15 protein-coding genes are annotated in these 19,427 nt (G+C 69.8%); 9 read left to right on the top strand and 6 right to left on the bottom strand.

Annotation, left to right across the window (positions count from 1 at the left end; all coding sequences use genetic code 11):
• Positions 1–23: 23 nt before the first annotated feature.
• From sdhA to sdhC, 3 genes are read right to left on the bottom strand one after another with little or no spacing between them, the layout of a single operon-like run.
• Positions 24–1,811 (bottom strand): succinate dehydrogenase flavoprotein subunit, encoded by a 1,788-nt coding sequence (gene sdhA / locus O5I81_RS20805; protein ID WP_271066778.1) that lies wholly within the window; start codon positions 1,809–1,811, stop codon positions 24–26.
• Complete coding sequence (gene sdhD, locus O5I81_RS20800) at positions 1,811–2,200, bottom strand: succinate dehydrogenase, hydrophobic membrane anchor protein (protein WP_271066777.1); 390 nt, start codon at positions 2,198–2,200, stop codon at positions 1,811–1,813. Before sdhD ends, sdhA begins: the two co-directional genes overlap by 1 nt.
• A complete protein-coding gene (gene sdhC, locus O5I81_RS20795) occupies positions 2,200–2,607 on the bottom strand; it encodes a succinate dehydrogenase, cytochrome b556 subunit (RefSeq protein ID WP_271066776.1) in 408 nt (135 codons plus the stop codon). The genes sdhD and sdhC overlap by 1 nt, the downstream gene beginning before the upstream one ends.
• A 418-nt stretch (positions 2,608–3,025) precedes the next feature.
• On the opposite strand from sdhC, the gene O5I81_RS20790 reads away from it, so the two are divergent.
• Positions 3,026–6,130, top strand: coding sequence for a calcium-binding protein (locus O5I81_RS20790; RefSeq protein ID WP_271066775.1), 3,105 nt, complete (start codon positions 3,026–3,028; stop codon positions 6,128–6,130).
• A 166-nt stretch (positions 6,131–6,296) separates the two neighbouring features.
• Here the strand turns inward: O5I81_RS20790 and zapE are convergent, their stop codons facing one another.
• Positions 6,297–7,415 carry a cell division protein ZapE gene (zapE, locus tag O5I81_RS20785; protein ID WP_271066774.1) on the bottom strand — a complete coding sequence of 373 codons (1,119 nt, stop codon included), beginning with the start codon at positions 7,413–7,415 and terminating at the stop codon, positions 6,297–6,299.
• 40 nt (positions 7,416–7,455) lie between these two features.
• The gene (locus O5I81_RS20780; RefSeq protein WP_271066773.1) at positions 7,456–8,118 is read right to left on the bottom strand and encodes a hypothetical protein; all 663 of its coding nucleotides are present in this window, start codon (positions 8,116–8,118) and stop codon (positions 7,456–7,458) included.
• Between the two features lie 90 nt (positions 8,119–8,208).
• Between O5I81_RS20780 and rsmI the strand changes: the two genes are divergently transcribed.
• From rsmI to O5I81_RS20740, 8 genes are all read left to right on the top strand, one after another.
• A complete protein-coding gene (gene rsmI, locus O5I81_RS20775) occupies positions 8,209–9,078 on the top strand; it encodes a 16S rRNA (cytidine(1402)-2'-O)-methyltransferase (RefSeq protein ID WP_271066772.1) in 870 nt (289 codons plus the stop codon).
• The gene (locus tag O5I81_RS20770) at positions 9,075–9,452 is read left to right on the top strand and encodes a YraN family protein (protein ID WP_271066771.1); all 378 of its coding nucleotides are present in this window, start codon (positions 9,075–9,077) and stop codon (positions 9,450–9,452) included. The genes rsmI and O5I81_RS20770 overlap by 4 nt, the downstream gene beginning before the upstream one ends.
• Positions 9,453–9,458: 6 nt before the next feature.
• The gene (locus O5I81_RS20765; RefSeq protein ID WP_271066770.1) at positions 9,459–10,274 is read left to right on the top strand and encodes a transglutaminase family protein; all 816 of its coding nucleotides are present in this window, start codon (positions 9,459–9,461) and stop codon (positions 10,272–10,274) included.
• A gap of 210 nt (positions 10,275–10,484) precedes the next feature.
• On the top strand, positions 10,485–11,429 hold the full coding sequence (gene gshB, locus O5I81_RS20760) for a glutathione synthase (protein WP_271066769.1): 945 nt from the start codon (positions 10,485–10,487) through the stop codon (positions 11,427–11,429).
• A 53-nt stretch (positions 11,430–11,482) separates the two neighbouring features.
• Positions 11,483–11,779, top strand: coding sequence for a hypothetical protein (locus O5I81_RS20755; protein ID WP_271066768.1), 297 nt, complete (start codon positions 11,483–11,485; stop codon positions 11,777–11,779).
• 160 nt (positions 11,780–11,939) lie between these two features.
• On the top strand, positions 11,940–13,508 hold the full coding sequence (locus O5I81_RS20750) for a YifB family Mg chelatase-like AAA ATPase (RefSeq protein WP_271066767.1): 1,569 nt from the start codon (positions 11,940–11,942) through the stop codon (positions 13,506–13,508).
• 230 nt (positions 13,509–13,738) lie between these two features.
• Positions 13,739–15,115, top strand: a complete 1,377-nt coding sequence (locus O5I81_RS20745; RefSeq protein ID WP_271066766.1) for a 3' terminal RNA ribose 2'-O-methyltransferase Hen1 — start codon at positions 13,739–13,741, stop codon at positions 15,113–15,115.
• A complete protein-coding gene (locus tag O5I81_RS20740; RefSeq protein ID WP_271066765.1) occupies positions 15,112–17,688 on the top strand; it encodes a polynucleotide kinase-phosphatase in 2,577 nt (858 codons plus the stop codon). The genes O5I81_RS20745 and O5I81_RS20740 overlap by 4 nt, the downstream gene beginning before the upstream one ends.
• Positions 17,689–17,766: 78 nt before the next feature.
• On the opposite strand, the gene O5I81_RS20735 is transcribed toward O5I81_RS20740, so the two are convergent.
• Positions 17,767–19,302, bottom strand: a complete 1,536-nt coding sequence (locus O5I81_RS20735) for an ABC-F family ATP-binding cassette domain-containing protein (RefSeq protein ID WP_271066764.1) — start codon at positions 19,300–19,302, stop codon at positions 17,767–17,769.
• Positions 19,303–19,427: the final 125 nt, after the last annotated feature.

The raw sequence follows: 19,427 nt of genomic DNA, 5'->3' as shown, positions 1-19,427 counted from the left end.
AGGGGCGTGTCGGCTAGGCGGTCCTAGTAGACGCGGGCCTTCGGCGGGATGTAGGCGATCTCGTTGGTCAGGGTGTAGCTGTGCACCGGCCGGAAGTCGTAGGTGGCCTGGCCGGTGGCGTCGTCGAACCAGGCAAGCGTGTGCTTCATCCAGTCGCCGTCGTCGCGGTTCGGATAGTCCTCGCGGGCGTGAGCCCCGCGGCTTTCCGGGCGCAGCAGGGCGCCGCCGACGGTGACGGCCGCCTGGCTGACCAGATTGTCGAACTCCAGCGTCTCCATCAGGTCGCTGTTCCAGATCAGGCCGCGATCGGTGGTCTTGATGTCGGCCCGCTGGCTGACGACTTTGGCGATGCGATCGACGCCCGACTGCAGGGTCTCGCCGGTGCGGAAGACGGCGGCGTCCTCCTGCATGGCCTTCTGCATGTCGAGGCGCAGCACCGCCGTCGGGGTCGAGCCGTTGGCGTTGCGGAAGCGGTCGAGACGGGCCAGGTGAGCGTCGGTGAAGGCGTCCTTCATCTCCGGCTGGGTGGCCCCGGCCTTGACCGTCTCGGCGCAGCGCAGGCCGACGGCGCGGCCGAACACGACCAGGTCGATCAGGCTGTTGGAGCCAAGCCGGTTGGCCCCGTGCACGGAGACGCAGGCCGCCTCGCCGACGGCCATCAGGCCGGGCACCGGGCTGTCGGCGTTGCCGTCCTTCAGGGTCAGGACCTCGCCGTGATAGTTCGTCGGGATGCCGCCCATGTTGTAGTGCACGGTCGGCAGCACCGGGATCGGGGCCTTGGTCACGTCGACGCCGGCGAAGACCTTGGCGGTCTCCGAAATCCCGGGCAGGCGTTCGGCCAGAATGGCCGGGTCCAGGTGGTCCAGGTGCAGGAAGATGTGGTCCTTGTTGGGACCCACCCCGCGCCCTTCGCGGATCTCGATGGTCATGGCCCGGCTGACCATGTCGCGCGGGGCCAGGTCCTTCACGGTCGGCGCATAGCGCTCCATGAAGCGCTCGCCCTCGCTGTTGGTCAGGTAACCGCCCTCGCCGCGGGCGCCTTCGGTGATCAGGCAGCCGGCCCCATAGATGCCGGTCGGGTGGAACTGCACGAACTCCATGTCCTGCAGCGGCAGGCCGGCGCGCAGCACCATGGCCCCGCCGTCGCCGGTGCAGGTGTGGGCGCTGGTGGCGCTGAAGTAGGCGCGGCCATAGCCGCCGGTGGCCAGGATGACCTTCTGGGCCTGGAAGCGGTGCAGGGTGCCGTCGTCCAGCTTCCAGGCGGTGACGCCCCGGCAGACGCCGTCGTCCATGATCAGGTCGAGCGCGAAGTACTCGATGAAGAACTCGACGTTCTTGCGCAGGGCCTGGCCGTACATGGTGTGCAGCATGGCGTGGCCGGTACGGTCGGCGGCGGCGCAGGTCCGCTGGATCGGGGCCTCGCCGTAGTTCTTGGTCATGCCGCCGAAGGCGCGCTGGTAGATCTTGCCCTCTTCCGTCCGGCTGAAGGGCACGCCCCAGTGCTCCAGCTCGTAGACGGCGGCCGGGGCGTTGCGGGTCAGGTATTCGATAGCGTCCTGGTCGCCCAGCCAGTCCGACCCCTTGACGGTGTCGTACATATGCCAGCGCCAGTTATCCTCGCCCATGTTGCCGAGGGAGGCGGAAATGCCGCCCTGGGCGGCCACGGTGTGGCTGCGGGTCGGGAACACCTTGGTGACGCAGGCGGTCTTCAGCCCGGCCTCGGCGCAGCCGAGCGCGGCCCGCAGGCCCGAGCCGCCGGCCCCGACCACCACGACGTCATAGGTATGGTCGACGAAGTTGTAGGTCGCCATCAGAGGGCTCCTCCGAACGCGATCTTGAGGATGGAGAAGATGGCCAGGCCGCCGGCCAGGACACAGATGAACAGGTTGCCGAGCAGCAGGACCGTGCGCGGCACCATCTTGTCGGCGTAGTCCTCGATGACGACGCGAAGACCTGAATGCATGTGCCAGAAGCTGACCAGGAAGGTCAGCACCATCAGCACCGCGTTCAGCGGCTCGGCCAGCCAGAGGAGCGCCAGGTCGCGCGGCAGCGGGGCCAGGTGGATGACCGCGAAGACGGCCCAGAGCACCAGCGGAACGAGGGCCAGCGAGCTGACCCGCTCGGAAATCCAGTGGGCGGCGCCGTGGTGGGCGGCGCCCAGGCCGCGGGCGCGGGAAAGCGGGGTGCGGTGGCGGTTCATCACAGCGCTCCCATCATGGCGGCGATGATCCAGACGCCGACGCTGGCGACGACGGCGAAGACCAGCTCGGCGATGCTGGAGGTGTTGATGGTCTTGATGGCGAAACCCTTGCCGGCGTCCCAGACCAGGTGGCGAATGCCGTGGGCCAGGTGGAAGAAGGTGCAGAGGGTGGCGACGAACAGGCCGAGGCGACCGATGGCGCTGCCCAGGAAGCCCATGTAGTCGGCGTAGGCCTCCGGTCCCGCCGCCAGGGTGACAGCCCAGACCGCCGCCAGCAGGGCGGTGATGTAGAGCCCGACGCCGGTGACGCGGTGCAGGATCGAGGTCGCCATGGTGATGTGCCAGCGCCAGACATCGGTGTGCGGCGATTGCGGGCGTTCGCGAACGCCCCGGTTGGCTTCAGTCATGGGGATTCCGGAGTTCTGGGGCCGAAGTCGGACACGGCCCCGGATTTAACCCCCGAGGCGCGGGTGTCAACGCGTGGGGGGTAGTTGAGAACGTTTCGCGACTGGGCTCACGCAAGGAGAGGATGAGTTGGTCGGCCTTCAGAAGTAGAAGTTCCAGGCCGGCGCAATTGCATCAACGATCATCGCAAAAGCTCGAAATTCAGCGGGGTCAGAACAGCCCTGTACGGTTAATTGTATAAATACGCCTGGGGCATGTTTTCACGGCCGCCGACCTTTGATCGCGCGCCAGTCGCCTCAGACACTAAATTCGTACTCATTTTTTCCACTGCCGCGGCTTCGGAAGTTGTGAGCAGTGTCCGCGCCTTAACTTTCAGAGCCGGGGCCACATGGCGCCCAGCCAGGTTTGCAGGGCTTACCCATGGATCCGATCACCAACACCTCCAACGTCGGCGACAGCGGCGCGACGGCGCTGGACCTTCCGGCCATCGCGACGACGGCCGTCGTCGGCGGCGTCACCTATGTCTACGTCACTTCGCTTCAGAACGGCCTTCAGACCCTGACCCTGGACGCGGCCGGCGCCCTGACCCCCGTCGCGGCGACCTACGACGACGCCGGCGTCTTCTTGTCCGGCGCCTACACGCCCATCGTCGCCACGGTCGGCGGCAACACCTTCCTGGCGGTCTCCAGCCGTAGCGAAAGCGGCATCAGCGTCTTTTCCGTCGGCGCCGGCGGCGCCCTGACCAACGTTTCCAACTTCGCCGACAACGGGACCACCTACCTGAACGGCGCCGCCGGCATGGCCGGCATGACCGTCGGCGGGGTGACCTATCTGCTGGCGTCCAACCAGGGCGGTGAGGCGGGCCTCAGCGTCTTCGCCCTGGCCGCCGACGGCTCCCTGACCAATGTCTCCAACCTGGCGGCCGGCCCGCAGGCCGATTTCTCGACGGTGTCGCGGATCATGGCTGTCGAGATCGGCGGCCGCAGCTTCGCGCTCGTCACCAGCCAGTCGTCGGGCACGGTCTCCGTGGTCGAAGTCACCGCCGGCGGCGTCGCCGTTCCGGTGCAGCTCTTCGCCGACAACGGCGCGACCCATATCAGCAACGCCGGATTCCTGTCCTCCGCCGTCGTCGGCGGCGTCACCTACGTGATCGCCTCGGGCTTCTATGAGAACGGCGTCTCGGTGTTCTCGATGGCCGGCGACGGTCAGCTGACCAACGTCTTCAACGTCACCGACGACTTCGCCAGCATGCTTAGCCCGATGACCGGCATCGGCGCGTCCTTCGTGGTCGATGGCGAAACCTATGTGCCGGTCTTCTCGACGGAAGGCGCCGGCGGGATGACCGTCTTCAAGCTGGCCGCCGACGGCTCGCTGTCCACCGACCAGGTCATCACCGACACCCTGGCCACCTACGTTCGCGACGTGTTCAGCAGCACGATGGTCGACGTCGGCGGCTCGCGCTTCATGCTCACCGTCGATGTCGGCGGCTTTGGCGTCAGCGCCTTCCGCGTCGGCCCGGCGCCGTCCATCGACACCGCCAAGGATGACGCCTTCTCGGTTGCCGAGAACGCCGGCTTCGTCGCCAACGTCCGCAATGACAACGGCTTCGGCGCCGACGCCCCGGCCCTGGCCATCACCGCCGTCAACGGCCAGCCGGCCGCCGTCGGCATGAAGATCCTGCTCCCCTCGGGCGCCTACCTGACCCTGCAGGCCAACGGCACCTTCCAGTACCTGACCAACGGCGCCTTCAATTCCCTGGCCGGCGCCGGCTCGGGCGCCCAGAACCTGACCGCCACCGATACCTTCACCTACACGGTCGCCAACGGCGATACGGCGACGGTCACCGTCACCATCAACGGCGTCGACGGCAACGGCGACATCCTGCAGGGCTCGGTCCTGGCCGACAACCTGGTCGCCGGCATCGGCAGCGACACGGTCAACGGCCTGACCGGCAACGACGTCATCGACGGCGGCGACGGCAACGACATCCTGCTCGGCGGGGCCGGCGACGACATCCTGCTCGGCGGCGATGGCATCGACCGTCTCGACGGCGGCAAGGGCAGCGACGCCATGACCGGCGGCGCGGGCAACGACACCTATGTGGTGGATGACGCCGGCGACACCGTGACCGAGACCCTCAACGGCGGCACGGACACCGTCGAAAGCAGCATCGACTACCTGCTCGGCGCCAACGTCGAGAACCTGGTCCTGACCGGCGTCGCGGGCGTCAGCGGCATCGGCAACGCCCTGTCCAACCGCATGACCGGCAACGCCGGCGCCAACACCCTCAGCGCCGGGGCGGGCAACGACTTCGTCTACGGCATGGGCGGTGACGACACCCTGTCGGGCGGGGCCGGCGTCGACAACATGTACGGCGGCAGCGGCAACGACATCCTCGACGGCGGGGCCGGCGGCGACAAGCTGTACGGCGAGGTCGGCGACGACACCCTGATCGGCGGCGATGACGCCGACGTGCTCGACGGCGGGGCCGGCGACGACGTCATCAACGGCGGCGGCGGCAACGACAGCCTGATCGGCGGCACCGGCAAGGACACCCTGCGCGGCGGCCTCGGCAACGACGTCTATTCGGTCGATAACAGCCTCGACCAGGTGTTCGAGCTGGCGGGCGAAGGCGAGGATGTGGTCAACGCCTCGGCCAGCTTCGTGCTCGGCGACAACATTGAGGTGCTGAACCTGATCGGGACCGCGGCCATCAACGGCACGGGCGGCGCCAGCAACAACCGCATTTACGGCAACGCCGCCTCCAACACCCTGGACGGCGGCCTCGGCGATGACATCATGGTCGGCGGCGCCGGCTCCGACACCTATGTCGTCGACAGCGCCAAGGACGTGGTCACCGAACTGGCCGGCGAGGGCACCGACACCGTTCGCGCCAGCCTCAGCTATGTGCTCGGCGCCAACCTCGAGAACCTGATCCTGACCGGGACCGCCGCCAACGGCACGGGCAACGCCGAGGCCAACAGCATCACCGGGACCGAGGGCGCCAACCTGCTGCTCGGCCTGGACGGCAACGACAAGCTGGTCGGCGCCGGTGGCGAGGATCGTCTGGTCGGCGGCGCCGGCAGCGACAACCTCAGCGGCGGCACGGGCAACGACATCCTTGAAGGCGGCTCCGGCAACAACGTCATGTCGGGCGGCACGGGCTCGGATGTCTTCAAGATCGGCCAGGACTCGGTGCGTCTGTCCGGCTCCAGCGCCCTGGCGCTGCAGACCGACCAGATCCTCGACTTCTCGCAGAGCGCGGGTGACCGCATCGACCTGACCGCCATCGACGCCGACAGCACGGTGGCCGGCGATCAGGCCTTCACCTTCGTCAGCACCTTCGGCTTCCACGCCGGAGAGGCCACCCTGATCTACGACGCCGGGGTGAACCAGACGATCCTGCGCCTCGACATCGATGGCGACGGCAAGGCCGACTACCAGCTGCGCCTGGACGGCGACGCCGGAACGCCCAACCTGATCACCGGCGCCTCGACGCCGGTGGAAGGCGGTTGGCTGCTGTAGGGTCAACCCGAAAATAGGACTGAAAAATTCCACTGCCCGGGTCCGCGGACCCGTGGCATGGAGCTGCCCTTGACCGGTTTGGATCGTCGCCAGCGCGACAATCCAGGGGCGCGGGGGAAGTGGCGGCGGATCGGGGGGGACCTGATCCGCCGCTTTTCTTTTGAGTTCAGTCCCGTTCCTGCTCGAGCCAACCGGCCGACTGCATCTCTTCCAGCCGCGAGACCGTGCGCTCGAACTCGAAGGCGCCCTCGCCTTCCGGATAGAGATCGCGGGGCGCGACCTCGGCCAGGGTCACCAGCCGCACCCGGGCCTCGTAGAGGGCGTCGACCAGGGTGTTGAACCGGCGGGCCGCCGAGCGTTTGACGGGGGTCAGGCGCGGCACGTCTTCCAGGAACAGGGTGTGGAAGCGCGCCGCGATGGCCAGGTAGTCGTTGGGGCCCAGGGCCGTGTCGCAGAGGCTGGCGAAGCTGGCCCGCACCATCCCGCCGCTGGCCCGCGGCAGGTGCACCTTGCGGCCCAGGACATCCAGGGCCGCGCCGGTCTCCGGTTGGCCGTCCAGCAGGTCGGCCCACAGCGTATCGAAGCTGCGCTCATTGTCGGGATCGAGCGGAGCGAGCCAGACCCGGGCGCTCTTCAGCCTGTCGAGGCGGAAGTCGGTCGGCCCCTTCACGCCGACCACGTCCATGCGGCTCTTCAGCATGTCGATGAAGGGCAGGAAGAGCTGGCGGTTCAGGCCGTCCTTGTAGAGATCGTCCGGCGGCCGGTTCGAGGTGGCGACCAGGGTCACCCCGCGCTCGAACAGGGCCTCGAACAGGCGGCCGAGGATCATGGCGTCGGCGATGTCGGTGACTTGCAGCTCGTCGAAACAGAGCAGCCGGGCCTGTTCGGCGATCAGTTCGGCGGTCGGGACGATGGGGTCGTCGCCCTTGTGTTGGCCGAAATGGGCCTTGCGGGCGGCGGCGTCGCCCTTGCGCCAGGCGTCGATATGGCCGTGCACCTCGCCCATGAAGCCGTGGAAGTGGATGCGGCGCTTTCTGGCGACCGGGGCGCTGTCGAAGAACAGGTCCATCAGCATCGACTTGCCGCGCCCGACCGGCCCCCACAGGTAGACGCCCTTCTGGGCCTTGGGCTTGCGCCCGAACAGCGAGAAGCCCGGCTCGCCGGCCTGGTCGAGATCGGCCTCCAGCCGGCCGAGCGCCTCGACGGCCCGCTCCTGCGCCGCGTCGGGCTGGATCTCCCCCGCCTTCAGGCGATCACGATAGGCGGTGCGGACGGAGGACGGCATCGAGGTGGGGTTAGCGCGGGTAAGACTGCAGCGCCAGCCTCTAAGGCGCCCGGTCCTTGGCCCCCAGGTCCTTGCGCACGAAGCGATAGGTGCGCGGGTCTTCGCAGGCGCAGGCCTTCATCGCCCCGTCCTTCGTCCACCAGATCACCGTCGGATACTTCACCCCCGCCTCGCCGACCTGGACGCCGTTGGCGGCCAGCAGGGGCTTGAGGTCGGCGACCGCCTTGCGGCCGGCCTCGACGATGGCGGTTCGCGCCATGTCGCCGTCGGCCGGCGTCAGGCCCGGGGCGGTCCAGGCCTCCGGCGCCACGCTGTTCCACTGCTCCCACAGCGGCCAGTTCTGGTGGTTGAACCAGAGTTCGGCGACGGTGGTGCGTTCGGCCGCCGTCGATTTCGGCTCGCCGCCGACGTCGGCGCGGGCGATGGCGATGATGCGGGTGTCGACCCCGGCCGCCTGCAGCTTGGGCAGCTCCTCGGCGACATAGCGGACGCAGTCAGGACAGCTGCGGAAGACGATGATGTAGGCCTTGGGCCCGCCGAGGCCAGGCGTGACATAACCGCTCGACTTGAGGAGGTTGGCGATTTCCGTCTCGTGCTTCTTGATCGTCTGCGGACGCCAGCGGGCGTCGAACCACCACCAGGCGAACAGGGCCGCCAGGGCCAGCACCACGACGACGATCAGCCAGAAGATGAACTTGCTCAACGGCGCGGCTCCTTGCGCGGATCAGAGGAGTCTCTATCCCTTGCCGCTCAACGTGCGGCAAGCCGCCGCCGCCCAATCCCGTGAGTCGCCTTGGCCGAACGCCCGCCTACCCCCTCCCTGTCACAGGCCCCGCTGAGCCCGGGCCTCTATCTGGTGGCGACGCCGATCGGCAACCTGCGCGACATCACCCTGCGGGCGCTCGACGTGCTGAACGCCTGCGACGTGGTGCTCGCCGAGGACACCCGGGTCACCGCCAAGCTGCTCAATGCCTATGGCCTGAAGAAGAAGCTGGAGCGCTATGACGAGCATTCGGCCGCCCGGGCCGGGCCGAAAATCCTCGAGATGCTGGAAGGCGGCGCCCGCATCGCCCAGTGCAGCGACGCCGGCACCCCGATGGTCAGCGATCCGGGCTCGCGCCTGGCCATCGAGGCGATCGCCGCCGGCCACGCCGTCATCCCCATTCCCGGCGCCTCGGCCCCGCTGGCGGCCCTGACCCTGGCCGGCCTGCCCACCGACCGCTTCATGTTCGTCGGCTTCGCCCCGCCCAAGACCGCCGCCCGCCGCACCTTCCTCGCCGAGCTGGCCAACATCCGCTCGACCCTGATCTTCTTCGAGAGCGGGCCGCGCCTGTCCGCTTCCTTGAGCGACATGGCGGCCGTGCTCGGCGACCGCCCGGCCGCCGTCTGCCGCGAGTTGACCAAGCTTCACGAGACCTGCGTCCGCGGCCGCCTCAGCGAACTCGCCGCCGACCCGAAGCTCGACGATCCCAAGGGCGAGATCGTCGTCGTGGTCGGCCCCGGCGAGGACGAGGTCGCCACCGAGGCCGACGCCGACGCGGCCCTGGCCGAGGCCCTGACCCGGCTGCCGCCGGGCGAAGCCGCCTCGGAGGTGGCCAAGGCCTTGGGCGTCAATCGCCGCGACCTCTATCGCAAGGCCCTGGCCCTGAAGGACAACCGGTGACCCAGGCCCGCAGCCAGCGGGGCGGCGCCGCCCGTCTCTCCGGCCGCCGGGCCGAGGTCTGGGCCGCCCTGGCCCTGATGCTCAAGGGCTACCGCATCCTCGGCTTTCGCCTGAAGACTCCGCAGGGCGAGATCGACCTCCTGGCCCTCAAGGGCCGCGTCCTGGCCGTCGTCGAGGTCAAGAGCCGCACCACGCCGGAGGCCGCCCTCGAAGCGGTCCATGTCGAGCAGCGCGAGCGCCTGCGCCGGGCCGGGGCTCAGCTGGCGGCGAACCGCCCGGCCCTGAAGGACGTTACCCTGCGACTGGACCTGATCGCCCTCTCGCCGGGCAAATGGCCACGTCATATTCCCGACGCATGGCCGGATGGGTATTAGAGACTCATGACCCGTCAGGACGCCGAACTGCTGTTGGCCGAGGCCGGGGAGGCGCCCGACGACGCCTTCCCCCTGTTCGACGCCGCCCTGGCCTGCGCCGTGCACGAGGATCCCGACCGCGACACCGGACCAGCCCTGGATATGGGCCGCGAGGCCATCGAGCGGCTGGCCGCCCGCCTCGACAAGGAAAGCCCGGAGGAGGCCATCGCCGAGGCCATGGCCGGCGACCTGCGCCTCGAAGGCGACGTCATCACCTACGACAGCCCGGCCAACGCCGACCTCATCCACATGACCGAGCGCCGCAAGGGCCTGCCAGTGATGCTTGGTGTCGTCTATATCCACGCCGCCCGCGGCTGCAAACTGCAGGTCCACGGCGTCGACTTTCCCGGCCACTTCCTGCTGCGCATCGAGACCCGCGAAGGGCCGATGGCGCTCGACCCGTTCAGCGAGGGCCGCATCGTCCTGCCCTCGGAGCTCAGCCGCCGGGCCCTGCGCGCCGGCCTGACGCCCGATGTCGCCAGCCGCCTGGAGGCGCTGATGGCCCCGGTCAGCGACCGCGCCGTCCTCATCCGCCTGCAGAACAACATCTTCGCCCGGGCCCAGCAGCGGGCCGACTGGCCGGCCGCCGAACGCAGCGCCCTGCGCCGCGCCCTCCTCAACCCCGCCGACCACCGCCCCTGGCTCGACGTCGCCCGCGCCCGCGAAGGCCAGGGGGCGCTGGTCGGGGCGCAGGAAGCGCTGGGCCGCGCTACCATCCTCGACGGCGGGGCGGCGGTGTCGGCGAGGGCGGCGCGCGAACGCGTGCGGATGCAGCTGAACTGAACACCGCACCACCCCTGTCATCCTCCGACCGGCGAAGCCGGATCGGGGGACCCAACTGTCCGCGTGAAAACTGCCGGGTGTCTTTCCAGAGCCTACATGGGTCCCCCGATCCGCGCTGCGCGCGGTCGGAGGATGACAGGAGAGGGGAGAGGGGCTAGCGAAAGCCCCCTCGCCCCCTCACGTTAGGCGGGCATCATCGCTGGAGCTCCCATGACCTTGCGCGTCGCCGTCCAGATGGACCCGGTCCACGGGATCAACATCGATACCGACACCACCTTCCTGATGATGGAGAACGCCCAGGCGCGCTGCCACAAGCTCTGGGTCTACACCCCCGACAAGCTCAGCCTGGAAGAGGGCAAGGTCATCGCCCGCGCCATCCCGGTCACCATCCGCCGCGAGAAGGGCGACCACGTCACCGCCGGCGAGCCGGTCCTCATCGACCTCGGGGCCGACATCGATGTCGTCCTGATGCGCCAGGATCCGCCCTTCGACATGGCCTACATCACCGCCACCCACTTCCTCGACGCCGTCCACCCCAAAACCCTGGTGGTCAACAACCCGACCGAGGTCCGCAACGCCCCGGAAAAGCTCTACGTCACCACCTTCCCGGGCGTGCAGCCGCCGACCCTGATCACCAGCGATGTCGACGCCATCCACGACTTCCAGGACCGCCATGGCGATATCGTGCTCAAGCCCCTCTACGGCGGCGGCGGCTCGGGCGTGGTGCGGCTGAAGAAGGGCGATCCCAACCTCGACGCCCTGCTCGAACTGCACGCCCTGATCGGCCGCGAACAGGTCATCGCCCAGGCCTTCATCCCCGCCGTCTCCAAGGGTGACAAGCGCATCCTGCTGGTCGATGGCGAGCCCGTGGGGGCCATCAACCGCGTGCCGGCCGACGGCCAGGTGCGCTCCAACCTCGCCCGCGGCGGCCGCGCCGAGGCGGTCGAGCTCACGCCACGCGACCACGAGCTCTGCGCCATCATCGGCCCGGACCTGAAGAAGCGCGGCCTGTTGTTCGTCGGCATCGACGTCATCGGCGACTACCTGACCGAGATCAACGTCACCTCCCCGACCGGCGCCCAGCAGCTCAAGCGCTTCGGCGGGCCGGATGTGACCGAGGCCATGTGGGACCGCATCGAGGCGATCCGGGGCTGATTTCTTCGCCTGCGTGAACCGGGCGGAAACCACGCCACCCCAGAATGGGGAGCATGGAAGTCACCCCGCTCGTCACGATCGACCTCGAGTTCATGCTCGCCGTCGCCGCCCTGCTGGCCATCGTTCCGGCCCTGGTCGCCTGCCGACTCGGCCGCCGCATGGTCGTTCCGGTCCTGCTCAGCTACGCCTTCGCCCTGGCCGGAACCGTGCTGATGGTGAAGACGGCCTTCCCGGCCTTCTGCGGCGTCATCGTCTGGCTCGGCGGCTCGGTCTGGGTGGCGATGAGCGAAAAGCGCAAGCGGGAGGATCGCGGCCGCGTCTACGAGAGCACCACCCGCTACCTCGATTGACACCGGTGTTCGCCAACCTCAGCTTGTGACGGCTAGATGACTGTTTGCACTCAGCTTCCCGCCTGGTTCTATATTTGTTCTTGATTTATCCTGCCCATTGTGGTGAGGTTGTGGATAAGTGGCATAACTTCAACGACTTACCGAACGGGCGTGGGGGAACATGGTCGCCAAGGTCGTCACCGTCGCCTTCCAGGGGGTCGAGGCCCGCCGCGTCGACGTCGAGGTGCAGCTGACGCGGGGCGAGCACGCCATCGTCATTGTCGGCCTTGGCGACAAGGCCGTGGCCGAGAGTCGCGACCGGGTGCGCGGCGCCTTCACCGGCCTTGGCCTGTCGCTGCCGGGTCAGAGGATCATCGTCAATCTGGCCCCGGCCGACCTGCCCAAGGAGGGCAGCCACTACGATCTGCCCATCGCCCTGGCCGTCATGGGCGCGATGGGGGTGATCCCCTACGACGCCCTGAACGGCTGGGCGGCGATCGGCGAACTGTCCCTGGACGGCACCATTTCGCCGGTGGTCGGGGCGCTGCCGGCCGCCATCGCCATGGGGGCGCTGGGCCTGGGCCTGATCTGCCCCGAGGCCTGCGGGCCCGAGGCCGCCTGGGCCGGCGAGACCCGCATCCTGGCGCCGCGCTCGCTGATCGGGCTGATCAACCACTTCCGGGGCACCCAGATCATGGCGCCGCCCCAGCCGGGCGAGGTGATCCAGTCGAGCGGCGGGCCCGACCTGCGCGATGTGAAGGGTCAGGAACAGGCCAAGCGGGCGCTGGAGATCGCCGCCGCCGGCGGGCACAACCTCTGTTTCGTCGGCCCACCCGGCTCGGGCAAGTCGATGCTGGCCCAACGCCTGCCCGGCCTGCTGCCGCCGCTGACCGCCGCCGAACTGCTCGAGACCAGCATGGTCCATTCGGTCGCCGGCCTGATCGCCAAGGGAACCCTGACCCGCGACCGGCCCTTCCGCGCGCCCCACCACAGCGCCAGCATGGCCGCCCTGACCGGCGGCGGCATCAAGGCCAAGCCGGGCGAGGTCAGCCTGGCCCACAACGGCGTCCTCTTCCTCGACGAGCTGCCCGAGTTCGGCATCCAGGCCCTCGATTCCCTGCGCCAGCCGCTGGAGACCGGCGAGGTCATGGTCGCCCGCGCCAACTTCCACATCCGCTACCCGGCCCGGGTGCAGCTGGTCGCCGCCATGAACCCCTGCCGCTGCGGCCACGGCGGGGCCGGCAAGGGGGCCTGCGGCAAGGCCCCCCGCTGCCAGCGTGACTACCAGGGCCGCGTCTCCGGCCCGCTGATGGACCGCATCGACCTCGCCGTCGATGTTCCCCCGGTCACCGCCGCCGACCTCGCCCTACCGCCGCCGTCCGAGGGCACCGCCGAGGCCGCCGCTCGCGTCGCCGCCGCCCGCGCCCTGCAGGCGGCCCGCGCCGAGGCCGCCGGCGACGCGGCCCCGACCCTCAACTCCCGGGCCGAGGGCGATTTCCTCGAAACGGCCCTGGCCATGGACGAGCCGGCTCGCGCCCTGATGGCCCGCGCCGCCGAGGCCGGCCGCCTGACCGCCCGCGGCTGGACCCGCACCCTGCGCCTGGCCCGCACCATCGCCGACCTCGACCAGGCCGAGGGCGTGCGCCGCATCCATGTCGCCGAGGCGCTGATCTACCGCCGCACGGGGCCGGGGGCGGAGGAGGGGGTCTCGGCCCCGCCGGCGGCGGGGTTCCACCGGCTGTCGATCTGACGCTTGCCGCCCCGCGCCGGCCCGACTAGGGTCGCGGGGCTATGACGACTGTCCGCCTCGAACGACGCCCCAACTGGATCTCTGGCCTGTCGCCAGAGGCCGGGGCCGCGTGCGCGAAAGGGTGACGGGACCGCCGAGGTCCGAACCTTCCGCCAAGTCCGCCGCCCCCTCCCGGTCCCGCCTGGAGGGGTTTTTCATGTCCGCTTGCCCACGCCCCCTATGAGTTCCCGATGTACCTGTCCCTCGCCACCACCCACCAGCCGGCCACTGATCTCGGCTTCCTGCTGCACAAGCATCCCGGCCGGCTGCACGAGATGGAGCTCGCCTTCGGCAAGGCGCACCTGGTCTATGCCGAGGCCAACGCGGCGCGCTGCGAGGCGGCCCTGATCCTCGACATCGACCCTGTCGGCCTGGTGCGCGGCAAGGGCATGGGCGAGGGGCTGCTCGACCAATACGTCAACGACCGGCCCTACGCGGCCAGCTCCTTCCTGTCGGTGGCCATCAACAAGACCCTGCGCACGGCCATGAACGGCGTCTGCACGGCCAGACCCGAGCTGGCCGCGGCCGAGATTCCGCTGGTAGCGGTCGTCACCCCGCTGCCGGCGCGCGGTGGCGAGGCCCTGGTCCGCGCCCTGTTCGAGCCGCTGGGCTGGACGGTGGCGGTTGCGGCCGTGCCCGGTCCCGAGGGCGAAGCCTCGCGCTATGTCACCCTGCGCCTCGCTGGAACCGCCCGCCTGTCGGCCCTGCTCAGCCACCTCTATGTCCTCATCCCGGTGCTCGACGACGACAAGCACTACTGGGTCGGCGAGGACGAGGTCGACAAGCTGATGGAGCGCGGCAAGGGCTGGCTGCCGGGCCATCCGGCCCGCGACCTCATCGTCCGCCGCTACCTGATCCACCGCCGCGGCCTGGCCGACACCGCCCTGGCCCGCCTGGCGCCGGAGGCCGCCGAGCCGATCGCGCCGGGCGAACCGCGTCAGACCCGCGAGGATCAGCTGGAGGCGCCGATCAAGCTCAACGACGCCCGCATGATCGCCGTGGCGGCGGCCCTGGAAGCCACCGGCGCCAAGAGCGTCGCCGACCTCGGCTGCGGCGAGGGCAAGCTCATCCGCCAGCTGGTCAGGACCCGCTGGGCCGAACGGCTGATCGGGCTGGACGCCGGCCTGCGCGACCTCGAATGGGCCGCCAGGCGCCTGAAGCTGAACGAACCCGGCGGCCCGCCGGAAGGCCGCGTCACCCTGCTGCACGGCTCGCTGACCTATCGCGACGAGCGCTGGTTCGGCGTCGACGCCGCCGCCCTGGTCGAGGTCATCGAACACCTCGACGAGGACCGCCTGCCGGCCCTGGCCCAGGTCGTCTTCGGCCAGGCGCGCCCGGGCGCTGTCGTCGTCACCACCCCCAACGCCGAGTACAACGCCCTCTTCCCCAACCTGGCGGCGGGCGCCTTCCGCCACCCCGACCACCGGTTCGAATGGACGCGGGGCCAGTTCCGCGCCTGGGCGGCCGGCATCGAGGCGGCCTACGGCTATCGCGCGACCTTCAGCGACATCGGCGAGGTGCATCCCGAGCTCGGCGCCGCGACCCAGATGGCGGTGCTGACCCGATGAGAGCCCCCGATCCCACCGACATCGCTATTCCCGACTTCGCCCTGGTGGTGCTGATCGGGGCCAGCGGCGCGGGCAAGTCCAGCTTCGCCGCCCGTAACTTCGCGCCCACCGAGGTGATCTCGTCCGACTACGCCCGGGCCCTGGTCAGCGACGACGAGACCGACCAGTCGGTCAGCAGCGATGCCTTCGAACTGGTCCGCGCCATCGCCGAAAAGCGCCTCAAGCACCGCCGCCTGGCGGTCATCGACGCGACCAACATCCGGTCGGCCGACCGCAAGGGCTGGATCGATCTGGCCCGCCGCTGGCACGCCCTGCCGGTGGCCATCGTGCTCGACCCGGGTATCGAGGCCTGCCTGGCCCACAACAAGGGCCGCGCCAACCGCGACTTCGGCGCCGGCGTCGTCAAGCGGATGACCGACGAACTGCGCCGCGGCCTTCGCGGCCTGCAGCGCGAGGGCTTCCGCCAGGTCTGGACCCTGGGGACCGAGGCCGGCATCGGCGCCGCGCAGGTCACCCGCCAGCCCCTGTGGACCGACAAGCGCACCGACCACGGCCCGTTCGACATCATCGGCGACATCCACGGCTGCGCCGCCGAACTGCAGCTGCTGCTCGAAAAGCTCGGCTACACCGTCGCCTGGTCGGAAATGGACGGCGAGCGCACCGTCGCCGTCACCCCGCCGGAGGGCCGCAAGGCGGTGTTCGTCGGCGATCTCGTCGATCGTGGTCCGGCCAGCCCCGACTGCGTGCGCATCGCCATGAGCATGGTCGCCTCCGGGTCCGCCTACGCCGTCCAGGGCAATCACGAGCGCAAGTTCGGCCGTTGGCTGGAGGGCCGCAAGGTCACCCTCAGCCACGGCCTGCAACAGACCGCCGACCAGATGGAGGCCGAAAGCCCGGCCTTCAGAAAGCAGGTCGCGACCTTCCTGGAAGACCTGCGCAGCCACGTCTGGCTGGATGGCGGAAAGCTCGCCGTCGCCCACGCCGGCCTCAAGGAGGAGATGATCGGCCGCGGCTCCGGCGCCGTGCGCGAATTTGCCCTCTATGGCGAAACCACCGGCGAGATCGACGAGTTCGGCCTGCCGGTCCGCGCCGACTGGGCGGCCAGGTACCGGGGCGACACCGCCGTCGTCTATGGCCACACCCCGATGCTGGAAGCGCAGTGGGTCAACAACACCCTCTGCATCGACACCGGCTGCGTGTTCGGCGGCAAGCTGACCGCCCTGCGCTGGCCCGAGAAGCAGTTGGTCGAGGTTCCGGCCCTGCAGACCTGGTTCGAACCCATGCGGCCGCTCGGCGGCGAGGCGGCGCGTTCAGCGCAAGCGGATGCCGACGACCTGCTGGACATCACCGATGTCACCGGCCGCCGCTGGATCGACACCACCCTGCGCGGCCGCCTGGTCATCCCCGAGGAAAAGGCCAGCGCGGCGCTGGAGGTGATGAGCCGCTATGCCCTCGCCCCCCAATGGCTGGCCTACCTGCCGCCGACCATGTCGCCGGTCGAGACCAGCGCCCGCGAGGGCTGGCTGGAACGCCCGGAGGAAGTCTTCGCCCACTACCGCGAGCGCGGCGTCGAGCGGCTGGTGCTCCAGGAAAAGCACATGGGCTCCCGCGCCGTCATCGCCCTGTGCCGCGACGCCGCCGCCGCCCGCGCCCGCTTCGGCGTGGCCGGGGAAGAGACCGGCCAGGTCTGGACCCGCACGGGCCGGGCCTTCTTCAATGACGCCGCCATGACCGAGGGCCTGCTCGCCCGCCTGCGCGGCGCCGTCGACGCCGCCGGCCTGTGGGAGGAACTCGGCACCGACTGGCTGCTGCTCGATGCGGAGATCATGCCCTGGTCGGCCAAGGCCGGCGCCCTGATCGAGGCCCAGTACGCCCCCGTCGCCGCCGCCTCCCTGGCCGGCCTGACCACCGCCGCCGAGACCCTGCGCCGCGCCGCCACCGTCAATCCGGAGGCCGCCGCCCTGGCCGCCCGCTTCGAGGACCGCGCCGCCCGCGCCGCCCTCTATGGCAAGGCCTGGGCTCCGTACGTCTGGCCGGTCGGCGGGGTGGAGGACCTCAAGGTCGCCCCCTTCCACCTGCTGGCCAGCGAGGGCCGCGTCTGGTTCGACACTGACCATCTCACCCACATGGCCATCGCCGACCGCCTGGCCGCCACCGGCGATCCGGTCATCGCTCCGACCCGCTGGCGCACGGTCGAGCTGGCCGACGAGGCCGCCTGCGCCGACGCCGTCGCCTGGTGGGAAGCCCTGACCGCCGGCGGCGGCGAGGGCATGGTGGTCAAGCCTGTGGACTTCGTGGCCCGCGGTTCCAAGGGCCTGCTGCAGCCGGCGCTGAAGGTTCGCGGCCGCGAATACCTGCGCATCATCTACGGCCCCGAATACGACGCCCCGGAAAACCTCGTCCGCCTGCGTCAGCGCGGTCTCGGCGGCAAACGCAACCTCGCCCTGCGCGAATTCGCCCTCGGCCACGAAGCCCTGCTCCGCTTCGTCGCCCGCGAACCCCTACGCCGGGTGCATGAGTGTGTCTTCGCCGTGCTGGCGGCTGAAAGCGAGGCGGTCGATCCGAGGCTCTAGCGGGTGACTGTCCTCCGGCGCAGCCGGATGACTGTCACCGTCGGCGCCGAACGGTGACAGTCACGCTGCGCGGGACAGTCACCGCCCCTGCGCGTCGAAGAACGCGTCCGGGTCCTCCACCTCGACCAGCTTCCCCCGCCGGATCTCCAGAAACCGGTTGGCCGCCGTCCGCGTGAAATACCGGTCGTGCGACACGAACAGGCAGCTGACCTCGGCGCTCTCCAGCTCGGCCTCCAGCGCCTCCTGGCCCTCGATGTCGAGATGGTTGGTCGGCTCGTCGAGCAGGTAGAAGTTGGGCCGCTCCAGCTTCAGACGCAGGAAGATCAGCCGGGCCCGCTCGCCGTAGCTCAGGCGGCTGATCGGGTCGTTGATGCGAAGGTACGGAAACCCCGCCTGGGCCAGCAGCCGCGTCGCCTCGCGCTCGGTGGCGTCCGGCGCGGCGGTGACATAGTTGAGCAGGCTGGTCTTCAGGGGCAGATCCTTCATCGACTGGTCGAAGTAAACCAGACGCGCGGCCGGATTGAACCGCACCGCCGCCGTGCCGTCATAGTGCTCCCGCGCCGGGTCGAACGCCGCCGCCAGGGCGTTGAGCAGGGTCGTCTTGCCGGCCCCGTTGGTCCCCAGGATGGCCACCCGGTCGCCGGCGGCGATGGCCAGCCGGTCGATGCTGATCAGGGTCCGCGCCTTGTCCGGCGTCGTCACCGTCAGCCCCTGGACCCGCAGCGCCACCTTGGCGTCGATCTCGCCCTCGGCCAGCTCCAGCCGCCGATCGCGTGTCCCGACCACCTCGGTCCGGTCGTTCTCGATCCGGGCGATCCGGCTCTCGATGGCCTTCTTGCGCTTGTTCAGCTCCGGGTTCTTCACCGCCCAGACCTTGTAGCGGGCGGCGGCCGCCTCCAGCCGCCGCACCTCCTTCTCCTCGAGTTTTCGTTGACGCGCGGCGGCGGCGTCCCGGCGCAGCAGCTCCTCGCGCGCCAGGTCGAACCGGCTCTTGAAGCTGTGCACCCCGTCGGCCCGCAGGAACAGGGTGCGGTCGGTGACCCGGTTGAGGAACTCCCGGTCGTGGCTGACGATCAGCATTGGTGCCTCGAACGCGGCGGTCAGCCAGTCCTCCAGCCGGTTGATGTTCGACAGGTCCAGATGGTTGGTCGGCTCGTCGAGGATGAGGATGTCGGGCTCCTCCAGCACCGCCGCCCCGGCGATCAGCAGCAGTCGCCGCCACCCGCCCGACAGCGACCCGAACGCCTGCTCGGCCACCTCCGGCGCCACCTCGATCTCGTCCAACAGCACATCGATCCGCCAGTCATCGTCGCCGTTGCCCACCTTCTCCAGCGAGCGCCGCAGCACCTCCCGCACCGGCAGTTCATCCAGCCCCGGCGGAATGTCCTGCGGCAGATACCCCACCCGCAACGACCGCGACTTCAGAACCTGCCCCTTGTCGAGCTCCAGCTCCCCCGCCAGGCAGCGGAGCAGCGTCGTCTTGCCCGCCCCGTTCTCCCCGACCAGGGCGGTGCGCGCATCGTCGAGCAGGAAGGAGACGTCCTCGAAGATGCGGGTCGAGCCATGGAAAAAGCTGGCCCCGTCCATCCCGAGCACGGCCTGACGCGGCGCCATCTGATCCTCCCATGGCGCGAGGAGACCCGGCCGACAAACGGCGTTCTCTTCCGACCGGCCAAACCCTGTCAACAGCGCGCGGACATCCAAACTCTCCCCCCGCGAAGCGGGAGGAGGACAGATTT

This window comes from Caulobacter sp. NIBR1757, assembly GCF_027912495.1.
Taxonomy (GTDB): domain Bacteria; phylum Pseudomonadota; class Alphaproteobacteria; order Caulobacterales; family Caulobacteraceae; genus Caulobacter.
This window is presented reverse-complemented; position numbering and strand designations above follow the sequence as displayed.

Bases quoted from the DNA above. Each gene is read 5' to 3' on its own strand.
- O5I81_RS20755 (WP_271066768.1), top strand. From the start codon at position 11,483: ATGGAAGTCACCCCGCTCGTCACGATCGACCTCGAGTTCATGCTCGCC.
- O5I81_RS20750 (WP_271066767.1), top strand. From the start codon at position 11,940: ATGGTCGCCAAGGTCGTCACCGTCGCCTTCCAGGGGGTCGAGGCCCGC.
- O5I81_RS20765 (WP_271066770.1), top strand. From the start codon at position 9,459: ATGACCCGTCAGGACGCCGAACTGCTGTTGGCCGAGGCCGGGGAGGCG.
- zapE (WP_271066774.1), bottom strand. From the start codon at position 7,415: ATGCCGTCCTCCGTCCGCACCGCCTATCGTGATCGCCTGAAGGCGGGG.
- O5I81_RS20740 (WP_271066765.1), top strand. From the start codon at position 15,112: ATGAGAGCCCCCGATCCCACCGACATCGCTATTCCCGACTTCGCCCTG.
- sdhD (WP_271066777.1), bottom strand. From the start codon at position 2,200: ATGAACCGCCACCGCACCCCGCTTTCCCGCGCCCGCGGCCTGGGCGCC.
- sdhA (WP_271066778.1), bottom strand. From the start codon at position 1,811: ATGGCGACCTACAACTTCGTCGACCATACCTATGACGTCGTGGTGGTC.
- gshB (WP_271066769.1), top strand. From the start codon at position 10,485: ATGACCTTGCGCGTCGCCGTCCAGATGGACCCGGTCCACGGGATCAAC.
- sdhC (WP_271066776.1), bottom strand. From the start codon at position 2,607: ATGACTGAAGCCAACCGGGGCGTTCGCGAACGCCCGCAATCGCCGCAC.
- O5I81_RS20745 (WP_271066766.1), top strand. From the start codon at position 13,739: ATGTACCTGTCCCTCGCCACCACCCACCAGCCGGCCACTGATCTCGGC.
- O5I81_RS20735 (WP_271066764.1), bottom strand. From the start codon at position 19,302: ATGGCGCCGCGTCAGGCCGTGCTCGGGATGGACGGGGCCAGCTTTTTC.
- O5I81_RS20790 (WP_271066775.1), top strand. From the start codon at position 3,026: ATGGATCCGATCACCAACACCTCCAACGTCGGCGACAGCGGCGCGACG.